General features: G+C 68.5%; 19 protein-coding genes. 10 read left to right on the top strand and 9 right to left on the bottom strand.

Annotated elements, in window-relative coordinates; translation table 11 throughout:
• Positions 1 to 10 precede the first annotated feature (10 nt).
• The 3 genes from ACFPJ4_RS04270 to ppsA all read left to right on the top strand — a co-directional run bounded on the left by ACFPJ4_RS04270 (position 11) and on the right by ppsA (position 6,053).
• Positions 11 to 1,813, top strand: coding sequence for a glycoside hydrolase family 15 protein (locus ACFPJ4_RS04270; RefSeq protein WP_386739042.1), 1,803 nt, complete (start codon positions 11 to 13; stop codon positions 1,811 to 1,813).
• Positions 1,814 to 1,937: 124 nt separating this feature from the next.
• Positions 1,938 to 3,503, top strand: coding sequence for an alkaline phosphatase PhoX (locus ACFPJ4_RS04265; RefSeq protein WP_386739041.1), 1,566 nt, complete (start codon positions 1,938 to 1,940; stop codon positions 3,501 to 3,503).
• 165 nt (positions 3,504 to 3,668) lie between these two features.
• The gene (ppsA, locus tag ACFPJ4_RS04260; RefSeq protein WP_386739040.1) at positions 3,669 to 6,053 is read left to right on the top strand and encodes a phosphoenolpyruvate synthase; all 2,385 of its coding nucleotides are present in this window, start codon (positions 3,669 to 3,671) and stop codon (positions 6,051 to 6,053) included.
• An 82-nt stretch (positions 6,054 to 6,135) separates the two neighbouring features.
• Here ppsA and ACFPJ4_RS04255 read toward each other — a convergent pair whose 3' ends face one another.
• The 3 genes from ACFPJ4_RS04255 to ACFPJ4_RS04245 form a co-directional block, all read right to left on the bottom strand.
• Positions 6,136 to 7,221 (bottom strand): ABC transporter substrate-binding protein, encoded by a 1,086-nt coding sequence (locus tag ACFPJ4_RS04255; RefSeq protein ID WP_386739039.1) that lies wholly within the window; start codon positions 7,219 to 7,221, stop codon positions 6,136 to 6,138.
• An 85-nt stretch (positions 7,222 to 7,306) separates the two neighbouring features.
• Positions 7,307 to 8,179 carry an ABC transporter permease gene (locus ACFPJ4_RS04250; protein ID WP_386739038.1) on the bottom strand — a complete coding sequence of 291 codons (873 nt, stop codon included), beginning with the start codon at positions 8,177 to 8,179 and terminating at the stop codon, positions 7,307 to 7,309.
• On the bottom strand, positions 8,176 to 9,033 hold the full coding sequence (locus tag ACFPJ4_RS04245; RefSeq protein WP_386739037.1) for an ABC transporter ATP-binding protein: 858 nt from the start codon (positions 9,031 to 9,033) through the stop codon (positions 8,176 to 8,178). The genes ACFPJ4_RS04250 and ACFPJ4_RS04245 overlap by 4 nt, the downstream gene beginning before the upstream one ends.
• A gap of 216 nt (positions 9,034 to 9,249) precedes the next feature.
• Between ACFPJ4_RS04245 and ACFPJ4_RS04240 the strand changes: the two genes are divergently transcribed.
• A complete protein-coding gene (locus ACFPJ4_RS04240; RefSeq protein ID WP_386739036.1) occupies positions 9,250 to 10,803 on the top strand; it encodes an ATP-binding protein in 1,554 nt (517 codons plus the stop codon).
• The gene (locus ACFPJ4_RS04235; protein ID WP_386739035.1) at positions 10,800 to 11,492 is read left to right on the top strand and encodes a response regulator transcription factor; all 693 of its coding nucleotides are present in this window, start codon (positions 10,800 to 10,802) and stop codon (positions 11,490 to 11,492) included. Before ACFPJ4_RS04240 ends, ACFPJ4_RS04235 begins: the two co-directional genes overlap by 4 nt.
• A gap of 1 nt (position 11,493) precedes the next feature.
• Here the strand turns inward: ACFPJ4_RS04235 and ACFPJ4_RS04230 are convergent, their stop codons facing one another.
• Together ACFPJ4_RS04230 and ACFPJ4_RS04225 are read right to left on the bottom strand one after the other, a co-directional pair.
• Entirely contained in the window at positions 11,494 to 11,853 is a 360-nt protein-coding gene (locus tag ACFPJ4_RS04230) for a VOC family protein (RefSeq protein ID WP_386739034.1), read from the bottom strand.
• Positions 11,854 to 11,856: 3 nt separating this feature from the next.
• Positions 11,857 to 12,309, bottom strand: coding sequence for a universal stress protein (locus ACFPJ4_RS04225; RefSeq protein ID WP_386739033.1), 453 nt, complete (start codon positions 12,307 to 12,309; stop codon positions 11,857 to 11,859).
• A gap of 133 nt (positions 12,310 to 12,442) precedes the next feature.
• Here ACFPJ4_RS04225 and ACFPJ4_RS04220 point away from each other — a divergent pair, with 133 nt between their 5' ends.
• Positions 12,443 to 13,069: a hypothetical protein gene (locus ACFPJ4_RS04220; protein WP_386739032.1), complete on the top strand. Its 627-nt coding sequence runs from the start codon at positions 12,443 to 12,445 to the stop codon at positions 13,067 to 13,069.
• A 163-nt stretch (positions 13,070 to 13,232) separates the two neighbouring features.
• Here ACFPJ4_RS04220 and ACFPJ4_RS04215 read toward each other — a convergent pair whose 3' ends face one another.
• The gene (locus ACFPJ4_RS04215; protein ID WP_386739031.1) at positions 13,233 to 15,386 is read right to left on the bottom strand and encodes an amylo-alpha-1,6-glucosidase; all 2,154 of its coding nucleotides are present in this window, start codon (positions 15,384 to 15,386) and stop codon (positions 13,233 to 13,235) included.
• Positions 15,387 to 15,577: 191 nt separating this feature from the next.
• Between ACFPJ4_RS04215 and ACFPJ4_RS04210 the strand changes: the two genes are divergently transcribed.
• Positions 15,578 to 16,609 carry a glycosyltransferase family 4 protein gene (locus ACFPJ4_RS04210; RefSeq protein WP_386739030.1) on the top strand — a complete coding sequence of 344 codons (1,032 nt, stop codon included), beginning with the start codon at positions 15,578 to 15,580 and terminating at the stop codon, positions 16,607 to 16,609.
• A gap of 54 nt (positions 16,610 to 16,663) precedes the next feature.
• Positions 16,664 to 17,665: a hypothetical protein gene (locus tag ACFPJ4_RS04205; protein WP_386739029.1), complete on the top strand. Its 1,002-nt coding sequence runs from the start codon at positions 16,664 to 16,666 to the stop codon at positions 17,663 to 17,665.
• Between the two features lie 2 nt (positions 17,666 to 17,667).
• Here the strand turns inward: ACFPJ4_RS04205 and ACFPJ4_RS04200 are convergent, their stop codons facing one another.
• From ACFPJ4_RS04200 to ACFPJ4_RS04190, 3 genes are all read right to left on the bottom strand, one after another.
• Positions 17,668 to 18,531 (bottom strand): 3-hydroxyacyl-CoA dehydrogenase, encoded by an 864-nt coding sequence (locus ACFPJ4_RS04200; RefSeq protein ID WP_386739028.1) that lies wholly within the window; start codon positions 18,529 to 18,531, stop codon positions 17,668 to 17,670.
• A 70-nt stretch (positions 18,532 to 18,601) separates the two neighbouring features.
• Complete coding sequence (locus tag ACFPJ4_RS04195) at positions 18,602 to 19,249, bottom strand: TetR/AcrR family transcriptional regulator (protein WP_386739027.1); 648 nt, start codon at positions 19,247 to 19,249, stop codon at positions 18,602 to 18,604.
• Between the two features lie 29 nt (positions 19,250 to 19,278).
• Positions 19,279 to 19,680, bottom strand: a complete 402-nt coding sequence (locus tag ACFPJ4_RS04190) for a hypothetical protein (protein WP_386739026.1) — start codon at positions 19,678 to 19,680, stop codon at positions 19,279 to 19,281.
• 104 nt (positions 19,681 to 19,784) lie between these two features.
• Here ACFPJ4_RS04190 and ACFPJ4_RS04185 point away from each other — a divergent pair, with 104 nt between their 5' ends.
• Together ACFPJ4_RS04185 and ACFPJ4_RS04180 are read left to right on the top strand one after the other, a co-directional pair.
• Positions 19,785 to 20,477 carry a dienelactone hydrolase family protein gene (locus ACFPJ4_RS04185; protein ID WP_386739025.1) on the top strand — a complete coding sequence of 231 codons (693 nt, stop codon included), beginning with the start codon at positions 19,785 to 19,787 and terminating at the stop codon, positions 20,475 to 20,477.
• Complete coding sequence (locus ACFPJ4_RS04180; protein WP_386739024.1) at positions 20,474 to 21,427, top strand: CapA family protein; 954 nt, start codon at positions 20,474 to 20,476, stop codon at positions 21,425 to 21,427. The genes ACFPJ4_RS04185 and ACFPJ4_RS04180 overlap by 4 nt, the downstream gene beginning before the upstream one ends.
• The last annotated feature ends 269 nt before the right edge of the window (positions 21,428 to 21,696 follow it).

Genomic DNA, 21,696 nt, shown 5'->3' with positions numbered 1-21,696 from the left:
GGATACCTGCGTGCCCCTCGCGATCGAAGACTACGCAGTCATCGGGGACTGCCACACCGCGGCGCTCGTCGGGATGGACGGCAGCATCGACTGGCTGTGCCTGCCCCGCTTCGATTCCGCCTCCGCCTTCGCAGCCCTGCTCGGGGATGAGGAGCAGGGGCATTGGCGAATCGCGCCCCTCGGCGCGGCGCTCGCCACCTCGCGGGCGTACCACGACGACACCTTCGTGCTGGCGACCCGCTGGGTCACCGACGACGGCGAGGTCGAGGTCGTCGATCTGATGCCGCGCGGCGATCGACGAGCGGATGTCGTGCGCCGGGTGCGCGGCGTGCGCGGCTCGGTGCAGATGGAGCAGGTGCTCCGCATCCGCTTCGACTACGCGTCCGCCGTCCCGTGGATCCGCCAGGCCCCCGAGCACGACGGCCCCGGCCCCGACTCGCACGCCCTCCTCGCGGTCGCCGGCCCGGACTCGGTGGTCGTACGCGGACCGAAACTCGAGGCCGACGGGATGGTGCACCGTTCGCGTTTCACCGTCTCGGCGGGCGAGACCGTCGACGTCGTGCTCACCTGGTACCCCTCCCACCGGGAGCCCCCGGCTCCGATCGACGTCAACGACCGGATCCGCGCCACCGAGGCCTGGTGGAGAGGCTGGGCGAAGAGCATCGAGGCGAGTGGACCGTATTCGGAGCAGGTGCGTCGATCGCTGCTCATGCTGCGGGCGCTCACGCACGAAGAGACCGGCGGCATCGTGGCCGCCGCGACCACGAGCCTGCCGGAGGCGTTCGGCGGCGCTCGCAACTGGGACTACCGCTACGTCTGGCTGCGCGACGCCTCGCTGACCCTGCAGGCCCTGCTTGAGCACGGCTTCGACAACGAGGCCCACGCCTGGCGCAACTGGCTGCTCCGGGCGATCGCGGGTGACCCCGCCGATGTGCAGATCATGTACGGCGTAGCCGGCGAACGGCGCCTGCCCGAGTGGGAGCTCGACTCGTTGCCCGGCTACCGCGGCGCATCGCCCGTGCGCGTGGGCAACGGAGCCGTGCTGCAGTTCCAGGGCGACATCTTCGGCGAGGTCATGCTCGCCCTGCAGCAGACCCGAGAGAGCGGCATCGTCGAGGACAGGTTCTCGTGGTCGCTGCAACTGGCGCTGCTTGACCGTGCCGAGCAGGTGCTCGACCGCGACGACCACGGCATCTGGGAGATCCGCGGGCCCGAGCACCGCTTCACCCACTCCCGGGCGATGATCTGGGCGGCCTTCGACTGCGGCATCCGCGCGGTGCACGAGCACGGCCTCGATGGCCCCGTCGATCGCTGGATCGCGGTGCGCGATCAGCTGCGGAACGAGATCGAGAGCAACGGTTTCGACCCGGCGCTGAACAGCTTCGTGCAGTACTACGGCAGCACCGCCATCGACGCCTCGCTGCTCGCGCTCCCGCAGATCGGGTTCGTCGCGGCCGACGACCCGCGGATGCTCGGAACCGTCGCCGCGATCGAGCGCGGCCTGATCCGCGACGGCCTGGTGATGCGCTACGAGGTGTCGACGGGCGTCGACGGGCTCGTCGGCGACGAGCATCCCTTTCTGGCCTGCTCCTTCTGGCTCGCGCAGCAGTACGCCGCTTCGGGCCGGCTCGACGACGCCGTCGCCCTGATGGACCGGCTCGTGGGCCTGTGCAACGACGTGGGCATGCTCTCGGAGGAATACGACGTCGACGATCGGCGGCACGTCGGCAACACCCCGCAGGCCCTGTCGCATCTGACCCTGGTGCGCGCCGCCGACGCGATCGAGCGCGCCCGGAACGCGACCTCCGGGTAGCGGACTCATCCGTCCGGCGCCCTGTTGACCCGCCGTTCACCCTCAGCCCACCTCGACGACACGGGAGCCTGCTTCCCTCGTGGGGGGCGGAATCCGCCCTGCTCACTCGAGGGAAAGAGGAACCATGAAGAAGTCCATGAGATTCGGGCTTGCCGGAGCGGTCGGGCTCGGACTCGGATTGACGGCGGTGGTCGCGGCATCCATGCCGGCGACGGCCGACCTCCCGCACCGATCCAACGCGTTCGACGTCGTCGGCGTGGCGGCGAACCCCGCCTATGGCATCCAGCAGAACGTGCTCGCGACGGGGATCTCGGAGACCCCGGTCGCGTACGGCCAGCTTCCGCTCGTCAACGCCGACGGAGGGGTCAGCCACTACGGCTTCGACACCTCGCAGGGCGGCCCGCTGACGCAGGACCCGAAGGAGGCCTTCAAGACCGAGCCCGACAAGAACGTCTACCTGGTCTTCGGCGCCAAGCACTACCTCTTCCAGGGACACGAGGGCGGCCCCGGCGGCTACGTGACCCGGATCGACCTCGACCAGCCCGACCTCAGCAAGCGGGTCACCTTGATGGCGGATTCGCGTACCGACGGCGCCGCGGTTCCGACCTTCGACGGCATCACCTGGGACCCCTTCACCCACCAGCTCCTGCTGACGGCCGAGTCCTCCGCGCCCAAGGGCGGCGTCTTCGCCCTCACCCTCGACGCCAGCGGGAACGCGGTCGACGGCAAGCTGGCCCCGCTCACGGCGCTCGGATCCGGTGGCTATGAGGGAATCCAGAACGATGCGGCGGGCAACATCTGGCTGGTCGAAGACATCGGCGGCGCCGGCGCCTCGGGCGGCAAGGTGCCCAACAGCTACCTCTACCGCTTCACGCCCACCAAGAACACGGATCTGTCGAGCGGCACCCTGCAGGCGCTGCAGGTCATCGGGTCGAACGGCTCGCCCGTGACGGCGCAGCAGCTGGCCGCGAACCCGTCCGATCCGTTCATCACGGCGCTGCACCGCTACGGCGCCTCGTTCTCGACCAAATGGGTGACCCTCACCCTCGGAACGAGCAACGCCTCGACCGCCGCGGCTGCGGCAGCGGGTGCGACGCCGTTCAAGCGGCCCGAGAACGGCGTGTTCCGCCCCGGCAGCAACTTCGGCGAGTTCTACTTCACCGAGACCGGCGACACCAGCGCGACGAGCAAGCTGCCTGGCGCGTTCGGCGGCGTCTTCAAGCTGAGCCAGAAGTCGTCGACCGCGAGCACCGGCACGCTCTCGCCGGTGTACCTCGGCGACGTGCAGCACACCGGCCTCGACAACATCTCGTTCGCGTCGAAAGACCAGCTGCTCGTCGTCGAAGACGCCGGAGACGGCCTGCACACGCAGCGCAATCTGCTCGATTCCGGCTATGTGATCGCCCTGAACGACCGCAGCAACAAGGCCCCCGCGATCGTCCGCTGGCTCGGCGAAGGACGCGACGGGTCGGCGACGTACGACCACTACACCAGCCCGGGATACAACGACGGTGACAACGAGATCACCGGCATCCACGTCTCCAACGGCGACCCCTCGACCGCGGGGATCCTTGGCGCCCAGCTCCCCCGGCTCGGTTCGGGCGGATGGCGCGCGTTCTGGACGCAGCAGCACGGTGACAACATCACCTGGGAGCTGACGTTCGGCGACGGCTCTCGCGGAGGCCACTAGCCCTCGGGAGTTCGCCGCACCGGTGCCCCGACCAGTCGATCTGGTCGGGGCACCTCGCTGTCTGCGGACGGGTCGGAAGTCCCTATCGGGGCCGGTCCCCCCGAACGTACGGTAGCCGCAGAGACGGCGTCGCCCAGGTCGACGCCGAGTACGAGGGAGCTCCCGATGGATGATCGGTACACAGTCCGCTTCGACGAGGTCGGGATCGCCGACGTCCCGCAGGTCGGAGGCAAGAACGCCTCGCTCGGCGAGATGTTCCGCACACTCGGCGACCAGGGGGTGCGGGTTCCGGACGGATTCGCCACCACGGCGCACGCCTATCGCGCCTTCGTCAAGGCGAACGACGTGGAGCCCGCGGTGCGCGCCCTGCTCGAGCAGCATCGTTCGGGCGCCGCCTCCCTGCACGAGACCGGCGAGGCGTTGCGGGAGCTGTTCCTCTCGTGCGAGTTCCCCGCCGACATCGCCGAGACCATCCGAGCCGACTATCGCGCCCTCGCGAAGCGCCTGGGCGTCGAGAAGCTCGCCGTCGCCGTGCGCAGCAGCGCCACCGCAGAAGACCTCCCCGAGGCCAGCTTCGCCGGCGCCCAGGAGACCTTCCTCAACGTCGTCGGCGAACGCCAGTTGCTCGAGGCATGTCGGCGCTGCTACGCCTCCCTCTTCACCGACCGGGCGATCAGCTATCGGGAGGCCCAGCACTTCGACCACATGGACGTCGCCCTCTCGATCGGGGTGCAGCAGATGGTGCGCTCCGACCTCGGCGGGTCGGGGGTCATGTTCTCGATCGACACCGACACCGGATTCCCCCGCGTCGCCGTCATCAGCGCCGCCTGGGGCCTCGGCGAGATGGTCGTGCAAGGAGCCGTCGATCCCGACCGCTACCTCGTCTACAAGCCCCTGCTCGCCGACTCCGCCACCACCCCCATCATCGACATGGTCCTCGGCGCCAAGGCGCGCAAGATGGTCTACAGCAGCCGCGGGGATGCCCGCACCCGCGTGGTCGACACCCCGGCCAGGGAGCGGCGGGCTTTCGTGCTCGGCGAGGCCGACATCCTTCAGCTCGCCCGCTGGGCGGTGCTGGTCGAGGAGCACTACGGGCGCCCGATGGACATGGAGTGGGCTCGCGACGGGGTCACGGGCGAGTTGTTCATGGTCCAAGCCCGTCCCGAGACCGTGCAGGCCCTGCGCAGCACGACCAACTTCACGGTGCATCACCTCACCGAGGAGGGGCCGCTGCTGGTGTCGGGAGCCGCGATCGGCGACTCCATCGCCACCGGAACCGCCTCGGTGGTGCGGGATCCCTCACAGATCGACGACTTCGTCGACGGCGGGATCCTGGTGACCGAGATGACCGACCCCGACTGGGTGTCGATCATGACGCGGGCATCGGGGATCATCACGGACCACGGTGGATCGACGAGTCACGCCGCCATCGTCAGCCGCGAACTCGGAATCCCGGCCGTGGTCGGCACGGGCAACGCGACCGAGGTGCTCAAGAACGGCCAGGCCGTCACCCTGTCGTGCGCCGAGGGCGACATCGGGCACGTCTACGAGGGAACGCTTGCGTTCGAGACCGAGGACATCGACCTGGGCACGGTGCCCGAGACGCGCACCAAAGTCATGGTCAACATCGCCAGTCCGGCGGCGGCGTTCCAGTGGTGGCGGCTGCCCACCGCAGGTGTCGGTCTCGCCCGGATGGAGTTCATCATCAACAACCTGATCAAGATCCACCCGATGGCGCTCGTGCATCCGGATCGGGTGACCGACGAGGGCGACCGCCGCCAGATCCACCAGCTCACGGCCGGATTCGACGACCCCCAGGAGTTCTTCGTGCAGACCCTGGCCCTGGGTATCGCCAAGCTCGCGGCCCCGTACCATCCCCACGACGTGATCGTGCGGATGAGCGACTTCAAGACCAACGAATACGCCCACCTGATCGGCGGCCGCGACTTCGAGAAGGTCGAAGAGAACCCGATGCTCGGCCTGCGCGGAGCCTCGCGGTACTACCACGAGCGCTTCCGGGAGGGCTTCGCTCTCGAGTGCCGGGCCATCAAGCGGGTACGGGAACGCACGGGCTTCCGGAACGTGATCGTGATGATCCCGTTCTGCCGCACCCCGCGAGAAGCCGATCTGGTGCTCGAGGTGATGGCGCAGAACGGGCTCGTGCGCGGGGAGAACGGGTTGCAGGTCTACATGATGTGCGAGATCCCGGCGAACGTGATCCGGGCGGGCGAGTTCGCGACCCGCTTCGACGGCTTCTCGATCGGCTCCAACGACCTGACCCAGCTCGTCCTGGGCGTCGACCGGGACTCGGGCGAACTCGCCGAACTGTTCGACGAACGCGATGAGGCGGTCGAGCACATGATCGCCGAGGCGATCGAGAAGGCCCACGCCGCGGGCATCAAGATCGGCATCTGCGGGCAGGCCCCCAGCAACTATCCGGACTTCGCCGCGTTCCTGGTCGAGAAGGGCATCGACTCGATCTCGCTCAATCCCGACAGCTTCCTCAAGACCGTCGGCAGGATCGCCGAGGCCGAGGCGGCCACGAGCTGACGCGCACGACGGCCCGCGTGGATGTCCACGCGGGCCGTCGGCGAGGCGGTACCGGCATGGCCGCCTCGGCATATGCGGATGACTACCCGTCGGCACCGGCCGGCGTCGACGTGACCGTGAAGCCCTCGAGCTTGTTGGCCGCGAGCGTGTACTTGTTGGTGAAGGTTCCCGCGATGCTGATCTTCGAGGTGTCGACTCCGAGCGCCTTCTCCATCGAGAAGATCACCTTCGGGCCGCCCGCGGGCATGATGCCGTCGGGCAGGAACTGACCCTTGTCGGTGGTCAGGCCGGCGATGTACTGCGCCTTGGTGATGGTGGCGTTCTGCACGAAGTCGGCCGGCAGCTTGTTGGCGATGTCCGTGGCCGAGTGGGTGTTGATCCAGTGCAAGGTGGCGACCAGTGCATCGACCACGCTCTGAACGGCGCCCTGATGGGACTTCACCCAATCCGCCTGCGCCAGAACACTCGCCGCGGGCCAGTCGCCGCCGAGCGCCTTCGTGGCGCCGGATGCGGTGGCCAGGTCGACGGCCGTGTAGGCCAGCCCCTTGCTCGTCAGGGCGCCGACCGTGGGCTGCGTCGTCATGACGCAGTCGGCGGTGCCGGTCTGGATCGCCGCGATGGCCGTCGTTCCGGCCCCCACCGCGAGGGTGTGGTAGCCGCTGTGCGCGATCCCCTTCTGCGACGCGAGGAACTGCGTGAGCGTGTCGGTTCCCGATCCGAGGTCGGTGACCCCGAGCGTCTTGCCCTTGAAGTCGCCCGCGGAGTGCACCCCGCTCTTGTTGCTGCACATCTCGCGCTCGCCGGGGGCGCCCGAGAGCTGCACGATGTCGATCACGTCCTTGCCCTTGGTCTGGAAGTCGACCGTGTGCACGTACCAGGCACCCGCCATGTCGACCTGACCCGACGCCATCGCGTCCTCGGCGCCGACGCCGCCGTTCTGCTCGGTCGAGAGCTCGACGTTCACGCCGTACTTCTTGTAGAAACCGAGGTTCTGGGCGAGCTGGTAGGGCAGGTAGATCTGCTTGTCGATGCCGCCGACCATCAGCTTGACGGTCGGGATGGCGGTCGCGCTGGTGCCTCCCGTGCCGCCTCCCGACGTGCTGCAGGCCGCGAGGCTGAGTGCGATCACTCCGGTGACGGCAACAGCGACGATGCTGTGTTTCATCATGGTTGTGGTGTTCCTTTCGATGGCCCCGAAGGGTTCGGGGGTCTGCGGTCGCGGCCGAGCGCGGCGCGACGAGGGAGGGTGATGCTCAGATGGCTTGAGACTCGGAGCGGTTCGGCGGCCGCCACTTCAGCAGCGAACGCTCGAGCAGGGTGATGAGGTACTCCGCGGTGAGGGTGAACACCGCCGTGATCACCATGCAGGCGAACACGGTGTCCGGATCGAAGCTGCCCTGCGCCTGACTGATGATCAGCCCGATACCGTGCTGGGCGCCGAGCACCTCGGCGACGAGGGCACCGATGATGGCGAACCCGAACGCCGTGTGCAGGCTCGCGATGATCCAGGTCATGGCCGACGGGATCGTCACGTGGCGGGCGACCTGCAGGGGCGACGCCCCCAGCACGCGCACGTTGGCGACGAGGTTCTGATCCACCTCGCGCACGCCCTGGAAGGCGTTGAAGAAGACCACGAAGAAGACGAGGACCGCCGCGAGCAGGACCTTCGGGAACACCCCGAGCCCGAACGCCACGATGAAGATCGACCCCAGGATGATGCGGGGAATCGAGTTGACGATCTTGATGTACGGTCCGAAGACCGCGGCGAGGTAGCGGTTCGATCCGAGCAGGATCCCGACGACGACGCCGAACAGGGTTCCGAGCAGGAAGCCGAACAGCGCCTCCTGCACCGTGATCCAGAGGTTCTCCCAGATGGTGCCGAAGGCCGTCCCCACCGTGAAGAGGTGCACCAGGCTGTTCCAGATCCCGGATGGCTGCCCGTAGAAGAACTTGTCGACCCAGCCGACCGCGGTGAACCACTGCCAGCCACCGAGCACCACCACGGCCACGAGCGCCTGACCGACGCGGATCCACGCCGTGCGGCGCGAGCGGGCCCGCCGGGCCGAGAGCTGGAGTTCGACTTCCTGATCCGGCGCGACGTACGTGCCGTAGCTCGCCGTGGTCATGCTGCCGCCCCCGCCGTCTGCGCGTAGGCGCGAGTGACTTCTTCTTTCAGTGACTGCCAGATCTGCCCCTGCAGTTCGAGGAAGCGCTCCTCGTGGCGGATCTCCTGCACATCGCCACGCGGACGGGGAAGGTTGATGTCGAAGACGTTCTTGACCGATCCCGGGCTGCTGGTCATGATCACGACCTTGTCGGCGAGGGCGACCGCTTCGTCGAGATCGTGGGTGATGAAGAGCACGGAGGGGCGGAGCTCCTCCCAGAGCTGCAACAACTCGGTCTGCATGATCGCCTTGGTCTGCACGTCGAGCGCGCCGAACGGCTCGTCCATCAGCAGGATCCGCGGGTTGTTGATCAGAGCCGCGGCCATGGCGACGCGCTTGCGCATGCCTCCGGAGAGCTGATGCGGGTAGCGGTCTTCGAAGCCGGCAAGGCCGACCCGGCGAAGCCAGTCGCGAGCCAGCGCGGTGGCCTCCCGCGGGGAGGTGCCCATCAGGATCGGCCCGACCATCACGTTGTCGAGCACGGTCTTCCACGGGAAGAGCGCGTCGGCCTGGAACATGTAGCTGACGCCCTTGGTGATGCCCTCGACGAGCTTGCCGCCGACGCTCACCGAGCCGCCGCTGGGCCGCTCCAGTCCGGAGACCTGGGCCAGGGTCGTCGACTTGCCGCAGCCGGTCGGGCCCACGATCGCGCAGAACTGCCCGGCCTCGACGGTCATGCTCACGTCGTGGATGGCCGTGAAGGTCTCACCCTTCGGCGTCAGGTAGCGCTTGGTCAGGCCGACGATGTCGATCCGCGCCGCGTCGGCGGGGGAATCGGCGATGCCGGGTGGACGGCCGGGACTGATGTCAGCCATGAGCGAAGACCTCTCTGTCTTTCGGTACGGGTGCAGACACAGTGTGTGGGGGCCCTCGGGCCCCCGTCTCGCTTGTGCGCCATCAACTCCGTTGTGCGCCTTGACGGAGGTTCTGCGCATTCTGCGCTCATGCAATCCGCCCGGGGAACTGTCACAATCAGCACGATGCGACGGCGGATCAGAAAACTCTCGAGCCAGATATTCCTGGCTCAATTGGTGATCCTCGTCGTCTCGTTGGCGGTCGGTTTCGCGTTGTTCGCCCAGACCGCTCGCGATCACCTCGACCACGACTATCAGACCCGGGCCGCGGCGATCGCCGAGACCTTCGCGCTAAACCCGGTCATCCGGCAGTGCATGGCGGGCAATGACCCGGGCTGCGCCGCCCAGGAACAGGACCTCGCGAACTCCACCGCGGTGCGCACCGGCGCGTCATACGTCGTGCTCATCGACATGAACCGGGTTCGGCACTCCCATCCCAACCCACAGCTGATCGGCAAGAAGGTCGGCGAGCCGATCCTGGTGAGCGACGGCAATGTGCACCTCGGCATCAACAACGACACCGAGGGTACGAACGCCAGCGCGCGAGCGCCCCTGTACGGACCCAGCGGCGCGCTCGTCGGCGAGGTGTCGGTCGGCATCCTCGAGAGCTCCGTCTCGGCCGAGCTGCTCGATCAGCTGCCCTCCTACGGCATCTGGTTCGCGGTCATGCTCGGCATCGGCGCCCTCGCCGCCTGGGGTCTCGCCAGCCTCATGAAGCGCCGGACCTTCGGGCTCGAGCTTGACGAGATCGCCCGACTACTGCAGGAACGCGAAGCGACGCTGCACGGCATCCGCGAAGGGGTGATCGCCGTCGACCCGGTCGGTCGGATCAGCGTCGTGAACGACGAGGCCCAGCGCCTGCTGCGCCTGCCGTCGAACGCGACCGGTCACCGCCTTCGCGATGTTCTGGCTCCCGGTCAGCTGCGCGACGCGCTCACCGGAACGACGGTCGTCAGCGACGATGTCGTCATCACCGACGACCACTGCCTGATCATCAACCGAATGCCGGTCAGCCTGGGCAATCGCCCGCACGGCACCGTGATCACGCTGCGCGACCGCACCGACATCGAGGGCCTCACCCGCGAGCTCGACGGGGAACGCAGCCTCACCGAGTCGATGCGGGCGCAGCAGCACGAGTTCTCGAATCGCATGCATGCGATCGCCGGCCTGCTGGAGCTCGATCGTCCGGCCGAGGCGCTGCAGTACCTCAACGAGATCCGGGGAACCGCCGCCGACCTGGACCAGACCCTGCGCACGCACATCGGCGCGCCCCAGATCGTCGGACTCATGCTCGGCAAGGCCGCGGAGGCCAACGAGCGCGGGATCGAGTTCGTCATCTCCGATGACACCCGACTCGGTGACGCACCCGACCGCGTGCAAGCCCTCACGACCGTGCTCGGCAACCTCATCGACAATGCTTTCGACGCGCTGGTCGGGGCGCCGTCGCCCCGCCGCGTCGAGGTCAGCGTCGTCGAAACGGCGGGCGAGATGACGGTGCGTGTCACCGACAACGGGCCCGGCGTCGCGCGGGGAGCCGCCCCGCACATCTTCCAGAACGGCTACACGACCAAGCGCGGCACCCTCGTGCGTCACAGCGGACTGGGGCTCTCGCTCGTCCAGGGCACGGTCAGCAAACTCGGGGGAACCGTCACGGTCTCGGAGGGGCCCGGTGCCACCTTCTCGGTGCTGCTTCCACGCACGACCGTGCTGACCCCTGGACCGCCGCAGTGAACGACGACGCGCTCACCGTCCTGGTGGTCGACGACGACTACCGGGTCGCCGCCGTGCACGTCGGCTTCGTGGAGCGGGTGCCCGGATTCCGCGTGGTCGGCACGGCCCACACGGCGGCCGATGCCGTCAGCCTGGCGGGCAGCCTGCACCCCGACCTCATCCTCCTGGACATCTACCTCCCCGACGGCGACGGCATCCAGGTGGCCCGGACCCTGCACAGCACCCCCTCCTCCCCCGCCGTCATCGTGATCTCGGCGGCGAGCGACGTCGCGACGGTGCGCCAGGCGGTTCAGCTCGGGGCGATGCATTACCTGGTCAAGCCGTTCGGATTCGCCGCGCTCGCGGAGCGACTCGAGGCCTTCCGCCATGCGAACCAGCTGATCTCCGAGTGGCCGGATGACGCGACGCAAGACGAGGTGAACCGCATGTTCGACCTGCTCAGGCCCGTCCCCGCCGCGGCCTCGGGCGAGGCGGGCGGACGCCTGGCCCCGACCCTGCAGCTCATCTACGACGCGGTGGCCCACAGCGACCGCAGCCTGTCGGCGTCGGAGGTCGCCGCGATCGTCGGGATCAGCCGAGCAACCGCCCAGCGGTACCTCACCCGGCTCGAGCAGACCAAGGCCGTCAAGCTCGAGTTGCGCTACGGCTCGACGGGTCGTCCCGAGAACCGCTACTCGCTCGCCCGGTGAGTCAGCCCATCGCGGGCTGAAGGAGACCGACGACGTTGCCCTCGGTATCGCGGACGCGCGCAACCCAGCCCACACCCGGAACCTCGGACTTGGGCGACGCGACGCCTCCGCCGGCGGCCGACGCCCGCTCGAGCGCGGCGTCGATGTCGTCGACGCCGACGTAGATCAGCACCCCATCGCCGCCCTCGGCACGGGGAGCAAGGGCGCCCGCGATGCCCGGCTGCGCCGGATCGTCGGCGACGTTCCAGTACGGGCTCTCGCCCCACTGGTGCGGCTCCCAGCCGAAGAGCGCGCGATAGAACGCGGTCGCGCGGTCCGGGTCGTCGATCGGGATCTCGAAGTGCAGCGCTCGCGATGTCATCGCCTACTCCGGCTTGGCATCCTTCGAATGCATGATCAGCACCGGGCAGTGCGCGTGCTCGGCGCACGCGCCGCTGACCGAACCGAGCAGCAGGCCGGCGAAGCCGCCGTGCCCTCGGCTGCCCAGCACGAGCATCCCGGCGTGCTCGCTCTCGGTGATGAGCACTCGCGCAGGCGCACCCTGCAGCGTCGTCGTGGTGAACTTGTCGGGCGGCCCGTCCGGGAACGCCTGCTCGACCGCCGTCGAGAGGATCTGGTGCGCATCGCTCTCGGGCGACCACTCGGGGGCCGGATAGTAGAAGCCGTCCAGCGCCGTGGGGAACTCCCACGTGGTCACGGCCTCCAGGGGCGCGTCGAACGCCTTCGCGATCCTGGCCCCGCGGCGCAGCGCCTCGATCGATGAGGGCGACCCGTCGACGCCGACGAGGATCCGCTCCGAGTTCTCTTGATCATCCATGCGTTCAGCCTGACGCCGGGCGACCGTCGGAGGATAGGCCGAAGGTCACACCGCCCCGCGCCGTCGATCCGACAGATCCTCGCGGGACCTTCGACCTTCCCCGCGGCGTCCGGCGTTGGCCATCCTCGGTTCCATGTTCGGAGCGTCCCCCCCAGCCGCCGCGATGCCGGTGCTCGCCTCTCTGGTTGCGCAATTCGCGCATCCGCCGCTGAGCCGCGCCGCGGCGGAGCTCAGTGCCTTCGACGACGTTCTGCCGGAGTTCGCGTCGCGCCTGGCCCGCGTCGACTCCACCCGACTCGAAGTCACCGAGACGATCCCCATCGGAACGGTCGCGGTGCTCGCCCTTCCCACGGTCGCGACCGAGCTGTACGTGCGGCACGTCGCGGCCGCTCTCCTCATGGGCAACTCGATCGTGCTCTCGCCCCTCAACGGCGCGCAGGACCTCGTCGCCGCGGCCGTGAGCCGGGTGAGTGCCGAGCGGGTCCGGATCGCCGGGGAACACGGGTCGCCCCGGCTCGGGGCACCCGCCACGGTGCTCGTGACGATCGGCCCCGACAGCCTTCGCGTCGACGGCGTCCGCGAGACCCCGCATCGCGACGACGCCGCCGAACGCCTGCGGCTCTGTGCACGCTACTCCCGCGTCGCCGTCGATGTCGTGACGGTTCGCAGCACCTTCGTCGGGCCGCCGCGACCGGTCGAACCGCTCGCATCCCCCGCGCGCCTCGTGACCCATCAGGCAGCAGTCGCAGCCTGCGCCTGACCGACTCGTTCGACGCGCCGAGCACGCGCCGCCCCTCCCGCCGGGGGGACTTATTGCCCTAGCCGGACCAGCGGGACGCCGCGCACGATGTTGCACAGCGGCTCTGGATCGTGCCGGCAACGCCGGACCGCGCATCCGTCCGACCACCGGCCACGAGGGAGACTCAATGTTGCGGCACGCTCTCCGCGCGAGCGGCATCGGCCGTCGCGGCGCCGCCCGAGTCGAGCCCCTCGATCCGGCTTCCCGAGCGGTCCGCGTGCACCCGAAACCGCCGGTCACCGGCTCGAAGACCGTCGGCCACCACCTCGCCGAGGAACGAGGGGGCCGCGCCGCTCTGAAGCCGGCCGTCCAGGAGGTCGATGTCGAGGTCCAGCGAGATTCGGAACAGTTCGAACGGCACGGCCGCGGCCCACGCCTGAGGCCGGCACGCGGCGGGGTACGGGACGGGAACCGGTCGAGCGACGCGATCGAAGCCGCAGAACAGCTCGGGAAGCCGCCCGTCGAAGGCCTCGATGCTGTCGATCAGCGCGCAGATGACCGCCTCGGCCCCATCCCGACGCCCGACCGCCGCCATCCCGGCGGCGACGATCGCGGTGTCGTGCGGCCAGATGGACCCGTTGTGGTAGCTGGTCGGGTTGTATCGCGCGGCCTCGGACGACAGGGTGCGGATGCCGAATCCCGTGAACATCTCGGGCGCGAGCAGTCGATCGACCACCTTCGACGCGACACCCTCGTCGGCCAGGCCGCTCCACAGCACGTGGCCGATGTTGGACGACACCACGTCGAGCTGGGCCTTCTCGCCGTCGAGGGCCATCGCGTAGAAGTCGTGCTCAGGCATCCAGAATGCCTCGTGGAATCGCTTCTTGAGGAGCGCGGCGCGCGCCGTCCATTCGGCGCCGGTCTTCGCGTCGCCCCAGGCCCGGAACAGCTCGGCCGCGGCGAGGTAGGCGGCGTAGACGTAGCCCTGGACCTCGGCCGCGGCGATCGGAGTGCTCGCCAGCCGTCCGCCCGAGAACGACATGGAGTCGATGCTGTCCTTCCAGCACTGGTTCACCAGGCCGCGGTCCGATCCCCGTTGGTACTCCACGAAACCGTCGCCGTCCCGGTCGCCGAACTCGACGATCCAGTTCAGCGCCTTCTCGACGGCCGGTCTCAGCTCGGCGAGCCGATCGGCCGGCGCTCCCCAGCGCAGGGCTCGACCACACAGCATGACGAACAGGGGGGTCGAATCGATCGACCCGTAGTAGATTCCCGAGCCGCCGGGAACGAACGAGAAGTCCGCCCCGAGGCGCACCTCGTGCAGAATGCGTCCCGGCTCCTCGTCGGTGCGGAGGTCGACCGAGGTGCCCTGGAAGCGCGCGAGGGTCCGCAGAGTGCCCATCGCGAGCTCCGGAGCGAACGGCACCATCATCTGGCTCGTCAGTATCGAGTCCCGGCCGAAGAGTGCCATGAACCACGGGGCTCCCGCGGCGACGACGTCATCGGCCGGATGCGCCGGGTCCTCGATGCGCAGCGCGCCGAGGTCGCGCTGGCTGCGGAGGAGGGCTCGCCCGAGCACGGCGTTGCCGACCAGGAACGAGGGCGCGGCTTCTCGCCAGGCGCGGAGCCGACGAGACGGGCCGGCTTCGGTGAGCGGCCGATCGACCGGATAGGGCTCGCCCATCGCCTGCCCGTCGATGATCGGGACTACGCGCAGGGTCACCGACCACGTTCCGCCCGCGGGGATCACGGGCCTGAACATCAGCGCGTCCCCGATGACCTGAGCCCCCGCCGCCAGCACACGAGCGCCGCGGGAGCCGTCCTCGGTCTGGAACACCAGGGCCTCGCCGGTGTGCGCCCGGGTCACGGGGCCGGTGATCGCGGCGCGACGATCCTTCACCGCGAAGATGTCGGCGAAGTCGGCCTCGATCTCGAGAAGCACGTCGATGCCGACCGCATCGATGCCGTAGTTGCGGATCGTGAGATCCTCCCGCATGCCCGCTCCGACATAGCGATCGCGTTCCACGACGAGGGTCGCCTCGGGTTGTCCCGCCCTCACCATCCCGCGACCGACGAGTTGGCCGTGGAAAGGCTCTCGGGCGAACGAACTCAGAGGCTCGACGGGAGCGCCATCGATTTGCAGACGCCACTTCGAGACCACCCGGGTGTCACGCACGAACAGGCCGTTCGCCGCCGCCGGCTCGATGTCGCCGGCCGAATCCGACACGCAGAATGTCGTGCCCTCGACCAGGGTGAGCGACAGCTCCGGGAAGTTCACGATCGAGATGTGGCCTGGCGTTCCCTGGGGAATGGCACTCGTCTTCGCCGGCTCGGTCACATCTCCACCGCCTCGCAGCTCGCCGGGTCCGCTGCGTTCGAGCGCCGACCTCTGACCGTCCGGACCCAGGAACTGCGGCCCGGTTGTCATCGTATTCCCGAACTCGCCGCCCGAGGTAGAACGTGACCGCCGTCCCGCCCGCTCTCTCCGCCGAGAGCCTCGCGCCACCCCCTGCGCCCCTTCGGATCGGGATGGTGGCCCCGCCCTGGTTCGAAGTGCCGCCGAGCGCATACGGCGGCACAGAAGAGGTCGTCGCCGGACTCGTCGACGGACTCGTCCGACGCGGTCACGAGGTGACCCTGATCGCATCCGGTGCCGCCAAGACCAAAGCCGTCCGTCAGTTCGGCGCCTTCTCGACACCGCCGACCTCCCTGCTCGGCAACGACGCCATGCCCGAGGTGATCCACGCCGCCGAGGCGGCACGGGTGCTCGAAACCCTGGATCTCGATCTCGTCCACGATCACTCGCTGGTCGGGCCGCTCCTCGCGCGAGGCCGACGGATCCCCACCGTCATGACCATCCACGCACCGGTCAGCGGATCGAATCTGGACTACTTCACGAGGTTGGGGACCAGCGTGGCCATGGTGTCGATCTCGCAGGCCCAGCGTGCGGCCGCTCCATGGCTCAACTGGTGTGGAACGGTGCCGAACGCCATCGACGTCGCGAGCTACCGGTTCGAGCCGAACAAGAGCAATCGCGTGCTGTGGATCGGACGGTTCAGCCCCGACAAGGGCGCACATCTCGCGATCGACGCCGCGAGGCAGGCCGGACGACCGATCGTGCTGGCCGGCAAGCTCAACGAGGAGGTCGAGAAGCGGTACTTCGCCGAGTACATCACGCCCCGCCTCGGGGCCGACGTCGACTACGCGGGCGAAGCGAGCGCTTCGCTCAAACGCGAGCTGTTCGCCCAGGCCGCGTGTCTCCTCTTTCCGATCCAATGGGAAGAGCCGTTCGGCATGGTGATGATCGAGGCGATGGCCTGCGGCACGCCGGTCATCGCAGTTCGCCGGGGTAGCGTGCCCGAGGTCATCGTGGACGACCTCACCGGCATCCTGGTCGACCGGCCGGAGCAGATCCCGGCGGCCATCGAGCGCGCGGCGACGCTGAAGCCGATCGATTGCCGTCGACACGTCGAAACCCACTTCGACCTTCCGAATCTGGCTGCGGGGTATGAGGCGATCTATCTCAACTCGATCGCGCGCTCTGCCGCCGCGAACGGCTAGAAGGCGGGACCAAAGCCCCGCCGTGCGGTGGCTGCGGGGTTCTACCGTGTGCAAATGACAACCCTGACTGATCGCTATGTCTGGGCTGTCACGCGCCATGTTCCCCCTGGTCGACGTGCCGTCGTCGCTGAGCGATTGCAGACCGAGATCGCTGCAGCCGTCGCGGCGAAGGTCGCGGCCGGCGCCGACCCGGGTGACGCCGAGACCGCAGTGATCGCGGAGCTCGGCGATCCGGAACGCCGGGCGGCGAACACCGAGGGGCGGCCGAACTACCTGATCGGGCCAGAGCTGTACTTCGACTACCGACGGCTCATGATCATCGTGCTCTCGGCGGTGGCGGCGAGCGTCTTCGGGGCGCTCGTCCTGGTCGAGGTGCTCGCCGGCCAGAGCCTGTGGCCGATGCTGTCGACCGCGTTCTCGGTGGCCTTCTCGGTGACGGTGCAGGTGGGATTCTGGATCACGGTCGCCTTCGCCGTGATCGAGCGCGTGACCCGGGGGCGCCGCCCGCATTCGCGAGAGTGGGATGTCTCGAACCTGCCCGCGATCCCCACGACGAGGGTCGGCCTGGCCGAGACGATCGCCGCAGTGCTGGCCTACCTGCTGTTCATCGGACTCGTCATCTGGCAGCGCAACATCTGGGCCGTCGAGACGGCAGGTGGCACGCCCCTCCCGGTTCTGAATCCGACGTTGTGGGACTTCTGGATCCCCTGGTTCCTCGTACTCGCCGCGCTCGAGATCGCGTTCGCACTGATCGCATTCGCGATCGGACGGTGGACCTGGACCCTGGCCTGGGTGAACGTCGCCCTCAATCTCGCATTCGCGGTGCCGGCGGTCGGGCTCCTCTCGAGCGGAAGCATCCTGAGTAAGCAGTTCACGACGACCTTCCGGCCCGTGGAACCGATCATCCACGCCGCGGTCAGCGTCGTCGCGGTCCTGGTCGTCGTCGGCGCCGTGGCCGACATCTTCAGCGGGTTCCGGAAGGCCTACCTCGGCCGTGCCGAGCCGCCGAAGGGCGGGCGTGATCCCGATTCGGCCGACCGTGAACCCGCCGACTGAGCTCATTCAGCGGCGGGGTACCGGTAGAACCCTTCACCCGAGGCCATGCCGAGCTTGCCCTTGTCGATGTAGTTCTCTTTGAGCCAGGCCGCAAGCTTGCGCTGCTCCGCACCGCCGTTGGCCATGATGTTGTACGGGGTGGTCATGCCGATGATGTCGTAGAACTGGAAGGGTCCCAGGGGCGATCCGGTCGCGATGCGCCACACGTTGTCGATGTCGTGCGGCTCGGCATACCCACCCGCTGCCAGGCTTGCCGCCCCCTCCAAGAACGGCGCAAGCAGCGAGTTGAGAACGTAGCCGGCCTTCTCCTTGTGAATCGGGATGGGCACCATCCCGATCGCGGCGGCGAACCGGACGACGGTGTCGAAGACCGCGGGATCGGTTTCGGTGGTCCCCATCACCTCGGCGGTGTTGAACTTCCAGACCCGGTTGGCGAAGTGCAGGGCGAGGAACTTCGCCGGGCGTCCGGTGAACGCCTTCATGTCGCTGGGCAGCAGGGTCGACGAGTTCGTGGCGAAGATGGTCTTCTCGGGCGCGAGATCGCCCAGGCGCTCGTAGGTCTGCTGCTTGATCGACAGCACTTCGGGCACCGCCTCGATCACGAGATCGGCGTCGGCGACTGCGGCGCCCAGGTCGGAGAAGAATGCGATGCGCCCGAGTGCGGCATCCGTTGTGCTCGCTGTCGCTCCTGGCACCTCCTTCAGATAGGTCGCGGCGAGCGCGGCGGACCGCGACTTCGCCTGCTCGAGCGCCTCATCGCTGATGTCGTATGCCGAGACCTCGAATCCGCGGTACGCGGTCTGATAGGCGATCTGGGAGCCGAGGACGCCGGTGCCCAGCACCGTCACCTTCTTGATGTCGCTCATGATGTTCTCCTTGTGGGTGCCGGGCGGTTGAATTCGCTTCGCGGGCGGCGCGACCCGGTGTATGCGCCGTTCACTGCTTCTGGGTTCGCGACTCGCGATAACCGAGGATCACCTGTCTGAGCTGTTGCCGGAGCTCGGCGGCGGAGTCCAGGCCCGGATCGGTGCTCGTGGATGCCCGCACCGCCGCCAAGTGCACGATCGCGAACGCGGTGCGCCCCGCGAGCACCGCCTCGGTCGAGCTCTGGTCTGCGTCTCGTCCACCCTGGTGGGAATCGGCCGACAACCGTCGCGCGATCATCTGTTCGAGCCGTGCCACGAGCGCGAGCCCTTCGCCGCGGTACTGCTCGGTTGCCGAGCCGAACATGAGTTCGCGCTGATACCTGACGCCGTTCTCTTCGGTGCGGCCGGCCAGGACGACGGTCGGCGTGACCATCGCGACGACGGCATCGACGGTGTCCGCCAGTCCGCGCGAGGAACGTTCCCCTTCGTCGAGAGCGGCCCGAAATTGCTCGTTGTAGACCATGAGCAACAACTCGCTCTTGGATGCCGCATACCGGAACAGGGTCCCGGTGGCGACATCGGCCCGGTCCGCGATCTCTTGAGCAGTGACGCCCTCGAAGCCTCGTTCGGCGAAGAGCTCGGCGGCGGCGACGAAGATGCGGCGATGCTTCTCTCGCATGTTGCGATGTCGTCGGCCACCGGACTCGGTGCTCGCCATGATCGGTCGATTCTCTTAACTGACTACGTTCATTTCTGAATATACTCCGTTTTTGCGACGCCCTCCTCCGAATGACCGCTTCCCCGTTCAGCGAGGATCGCGCCGACGAAAGTCCCAGCACCGAGAACGGCCCCGATCCACGCCCAGCGCAGCACGGCAGAGACCACTCCCGCGCCGGGCACGAACAGAGAGATCACCGCCAGGGCGAATCCGACGACCGCGACGATGAGGGCGATCACCTTCACCCGCCGGCTGATCACCGAGCCCGAACGCGACCGGCTGGGCGGGCCGCCTCTCGAGCCGCGACGGCGCTGACTTCGTGGGCCGTCGAAGGTTCCGCCCATCATCCCGCCGGTCAGGTTCCCGACCTCGACAACGGCCTGGTACCCCGCTTCGGCGGAATCGGGCTCGGCCCCGGGTGTCTCGTCCATGCGCGCAGCGTAGCCCTTCGGTCGGCGGACGTCAGCACGGGACCATCGGCACTGGTCGGCCGGCCGCCCGGGAGAAACGATGCTGGAGATCAGAGGAGGCTCCCGTGTCGATCATCCCGGACGGATCATCCCGCGCCACACCCCAGCCGGCGGCCGAGGACGTCGTCATCGATGCCGGCCCGGTCCGCCTGGGCGGATCGCTCACGCTGCCCGACGATGCCAAGGGGCTGGTGGTCTTCGCGCACGGGAGCGGCAGCAGTCGGCACAGCCCGCGCAACCACTACGTCGCCGAGCTGCTGAGCCGAGCAGGTCTGGCGACCCTCCTCTTCGACCTGCTCACCACCGACGAGGAGCTGGATCGCGCGAACGTGTTCGACATCCCTTTGCTCGGCGAGCGCCTCCTCGCGGCGACGCGCTGGCTGCGCGGTCGGGCCGACCTGGCTGGTCTTCCCCTCGGCTTCTTCGGAGCCAGCACGGGGGCCGGGGCCGCACTGTGGGCGGCCGCGGATCCGAGCTCGAACGTGGCGGCGGTCGTGTCACGCGGTGGACGGCCCGATCTGGCCGGCGCCCGCCTTCCCGCCGTCACCGCGCCGACCCTCTTGGTGGTCGGCGGCAACGATCCGGTCGTGCTCGACCTCAATCGCGAAGCCGCGGCGGCGCTGGGTGGCGAGCACCAGCTCGTCGTCGTTCCCGGCGCGACGCACCTGTTCGAGGAACCGGGAACGCTGCGCGCTGCGGGCGAGGCGGCCCGGGACTGGTTCCTGCGTTACCTGGCAGGAGGGCATCCGGAGCCGTGATCCTCGCGCTGGCCGGAGACACGATGCTGGGCAGAGGGGTCGCCCAACGCATCGCCGAGGACGGACCCGGGTCGCTCATCGCCGATGACGTGCTCGCGGTGCTGGGTGAAGCCGAGTTGTTCGTGCTGAATCTCGAGTGCGTGATCTCGGATCGCGGCAGCCCCTGGCCCGATCCGCGTAAACCCTTCTTCTTCCGGGCACCGCCGCGTGCGGTCGAGGTGCTTCGCCTGCTCGGTGCCGACTGCGTGACGCTCGCGAACAACCACGCACTGGACTTCGGAGCGGAGGCGCTGCTCGACACCCTGGATCATCTCCACGCCGCCGGGATCGCCACGGTGGGCGCGGGCGCCGACGATGTCGCCGCGTGGACCCCGGTCGTGTGCGAACGCGACGGCATCCGCATCGGGATCGTCGGCGTGACCGATCATCCCGCCGAGTTCGCCGCCGCAACCGGTCGTCCGGGTGTGGCCTACGCCGACCTGCGCCATGGCATCCCGGAACGGCTTCGCGCGACGATCGCCGGCATCGACGCCGACGTCGTGCTCGTGACGCCGCATTGGGGACCGAACATGATCGGCGCCCCGCTCGCCTTCGTCCGCGAGGCCGCCACGGGTCTGCGCACCGCCGGCGCGACGCTGGTCGCCGGGCATTCCGCGCACGTCTTCCAGGGAGCCGCCCACCGGGTGCTGTTCGACCTCGGCGACTTCATCGACGACTACGCCACCCACCCCGAACTTCGCAACGACCTCGGGTTGCTCTTCCTCGTCACCATCGAGGACGGCGTGCCACGACGTGTCGAAGGAGTCCCGCTCGCGCTCGACTACTGCCGCACCCGGCTCGCGCGTCGGGACGAGACGGAGTGGATCGCCGACCGGTTCCGTCGAGCCTGTGCGGATCTCGGCACCGCCGCTTCGCTCGTGGGCGATCGGCTTGTCATCGAGTGGCCCTGACCGAGCAGAGGCCGAAACAGCGAGGCGTTGTTGCGTGGTGGCACATCAACAGGGTTTGACTCCTGGGTGCCACCACGCACTCCTGCGGACGGGGGGATCCACAGGCGATGGCTTTGACGTCGTGGGGGGCGACGTCGTGGGTAAGCGATCAACCACCAATATAGGCCAAGAATGTCCGCATTAAGGAGGACAGACCGCCCCAATAGTGGGACATGAAACCCCACCAAGTTCATGCCCTTGGTGCACATGTGAGCAATGTGACTCGAGTG

It is taken from the genome of Lysinimonas soli, assembly GCF_042655435.1.
GTDB lineage: Bacteria > Actinomycetota > Actinomycetes > Actinomycetales > Microbacteriaceae > Lysinimonas > Lysinimonas soli.
This window is presented reverse-complemented; position numbering and strand designations above follow the sequence as displayed.

Coding starts and splice junctions, on each gene's coding strand:
- ACFPJ4_RS04265 (WP_386739041.1), top strand. CDS start 1,938: ATGAAGAAGTCCATGAGATTCGGGCTTGCCGGAGCGGTCGGGCTCGGA.
- ppsA (WP_386739040.1), top strand. CDS start 3,669: ATGGATGATCGGTACACAGTCCGCTTCGACGAGGTCGGGATCGCCGAC.
- ACFPJ4_RS04255 (WP_386739039.1), bottom strand. CDS start 7,221: ATGATGAAACACAGCATCGTCGCTGTTGCCGTCACCGGAGTGATCGCA.
- ACFPJ4_RS04250 (WP_386739038.1), bottom strand. CDS start 8,179: ATGACCACGGCGAGCTACGGCACGTACGTCGCGCCGGATCAGGAAGTC.
- ACFPJ4_RS04245 (WP_386739037.1), bottom strand. CDS start 9,033: ATGGCTGACATCAGTCCCGGCCGTCCACCCGGCATCGCCGATTCCCCC.
- ACFPJ4_RS04230 (WP_386739034.1), bottom strand. CDS start 11,853: ATGACATCGCGAGCGCTGCACTTCGAGATCCCGATCGACGACCCGGAC.
- ACFPJ4_RS04225 (WP_386739033.1), bottom strand. CDS start 12,309: ATGGATGATCAAGAGAACTCGGAGCGGATCCTCGTCGGCGTCGACGGG.
- ACFPJ4_RS04220 (WP_386739032.1), top strand. CDS start 12,443: ATGTTCGGAGCGTCCCCCCCAGCCGCCGCGATGCCGGTGCTCGCCTCT.
- ACFPJ4_RS04210 (WP_386739030.1), top strand. CDS start 15,578: ATGGTGGCCCCGCCCTGGTTCGAAGTGCCGCCGAGCGCATACGGCGGC.
- ACFPJ4_RS04205 (WP_386739029.1), top strand. CDS start 16,664: ATGACAACCCTGACTGATCGCTATGTCTGGGCTGTCACGCGCCATGTT.
- ACFPJ4_RS04200 (WP_386739028.1), bottom strand. CDS start 18,531: ATGAGCGACATCAAGAAGGTGACGGTGCTGGGCACCGGCGTCCTCGGC.
- ACFPJ4_RS04195 (WP_386739027.1), bottom strand. CDS start 19,249: ATGGCGAGCACCGAGTCCGGTGGCCGACGACATCGCAACATGCGAGAG.
- ACFPJ4_RS04190 (WP_386739026.1), bottom strand. CDS start 19,680: ATGGACGAGACACCCGGGGCCGAGCCCGATTCCGCCGAAGCGGGGTAC.